The organism is Acinetobacter sp. YH12021 (assembly GCF_013420145.1).
In the GTDB taxonomy this organism is placed as follows: domain Bacteria; phylum Pseudomonadota; class Gammaproteobacteria; order Pseudomonadales; family Moraxellaceae; genus Acinetobacter; species Acinetobacter towneri.
Map to the genome: position 1 here is coordinate 1 of NZ_VOYT01000064.1, position 1620 is coordinate 1620.

The following is a 1620-nucleotide window of genomic DNA, read 5'->3' on the forward strand; positions in this document are numbered from 1 at the left end:
TCTCCAGTCAGTGCTTGTCCTGACTGGAGTTGTTTTAAGGCTGTTTCAAAATCAAATGTAGTTGCCATAATGCATCATTCCTGTTTTTAACAGTTTAAGGAAATGACACAGTTTTTTGAACACTACCCTTGAGAGTGCGCAATCATTATAACTTTATTACCTTCTAGAAGGCTTTGTTGCAAGTCACGCTCATGCTTTAAATATGTTTCTCGTTCTGCAATTGGTGCAGTCAACTTTAATGCTGCAACAATACTATCAACAACCTCTCTTTGAATTAAATCAAAAGCAAATCTAGGTACTGTCGCTATTACGGTTAGAGCGTCGTTAATATGACCAAGCCAAGTTTTTCCGTTATTGTTTTGGAACTGTTGCTTTATTATTTCAGTATATAATTCCCAACAATCACCTATGGTTTCTTCTGAGAATCGTTGATAAAAAGTTTCCACAAAATCAGAGAGGAATTGACTTTTGTTGTACATTACTTGGTATTTGATGTTTTCACCTGATGGTGATTGGTCACTATAGCGTTCTTCTATTTCATTAAGATTCTTACGAGCTGTTTTCTCATCCGTAAGAACACCATTGAAATAGGCTATAGTTATATCAGACTTGTTGCACAAATCATTTACATCGTCTGTAGCATTAGTGATGCTAGATGCAACCATTAAAAGAGAAATGGCACTCAAATGAATTTTCTTATTCATCGCAGGGCTTTGTTGCATAAATATGTAAGTATCTGATTTAAATAAATTTAATTTTGGATCAAAAAATAATCAAAACTTTTAAAATCATATAGTTATGAAATCTTTGTGCAACAAAGCCTCATCGCAGTAATCTCTTTGTGGTATCGTGAACACAAAGCCATCTAAAGCATCACTATATTTGTAATAAGCCTGTAGGCGTTTTTTGGTATTTGTAGTCATATTTCCTATTTCATCAATTACATCGGATGCGTCTATATTCGGGTTATTTTTGAATGTTTTATAAACACAAGTCGTTGCTCTATCAGCTTCATAAGATGATGCTTGTAATTCAACTTCATTCTCTAAATTAACAGCCATTTTTTGCTGACTATTCCTTGCAAATTGTTGAACCGCTTTTTTTTCAAGTTCATCTTTATATTTTTGTTCAATATGAGCGTCAATATCATCACGGATGCCATTTTGGTCCTTATCAATCCCTAAAATTGAATCTATTCTTTCAAGTTTTGGTAATTTCCCTTCATCCTCTAATTTCTGAAAGACTTGCTCTTTTGTCGTTATTTTTTCATTTTGTGGTGCTGAGGAATCATTTTCTCCACCGCAGGCACTTAAAGCTATTAAGCAAAAAGATCCTAATAAAATAGACTTAAACATTATTACCCCTGTTGTTACTCGTATATTTTTCATAAAATTCATACAAGCTTGCTCTAGTATAAATATTGATTTTCTGGATATTTATCAATTTTTATTTTAATTTAGGACTTACGCATTGACGGATTCAAAAAAGTATTAAAATAACCCCAGTTACGGATAAGCCAAAGATTTAATCACATGAATTTTAGGCTTATTCTTTTGGCAAAGTTGATACGCACATAGTGAAGAAAATACGCCTGCTAAAAAACCAGCAATCGAACGATGT

Annotated in this window: 2 protein-coding genes and 1 pseudogene; all 3 read right to left on the reverse strand. The window is 33.1% G+C overall.

Features of this window, described 5'->3' with window-relative positions; genetic code table 11:
- Positions 1-122: 122 nt before the first annotated feature.
- Positions 123-722 (reverse strand): hypothetical protein, encoded by a 600-nt coding sequence (locus FTT91_RS14470; RefSeq protein WP_257229605.1) that lies wholly within the window; start codon positions 720-722, stop codon positions 123-125.
- A gap of 66 nt (positions 723-788) precedes the next feature.
- Positions 789-1355 carry a hypothetical protein gene (locus tag FTT91_RS14475; protein ID WP_180169700.1) on the reverse strand — a complete coding sequence of 189 codons (567 nt, stop codon included), beginning with the start codon at positions 1353-1355 and terminating at the stop codon, positions 789-791.
- A 150-nt stretch (positions 1356-1505) separates the two neighbouring features.
- Positions 1506-1620: pseudogene (locus FTT91_RS14480) on the reverse strand (IS982 family transposase); the annotation flags it as partial.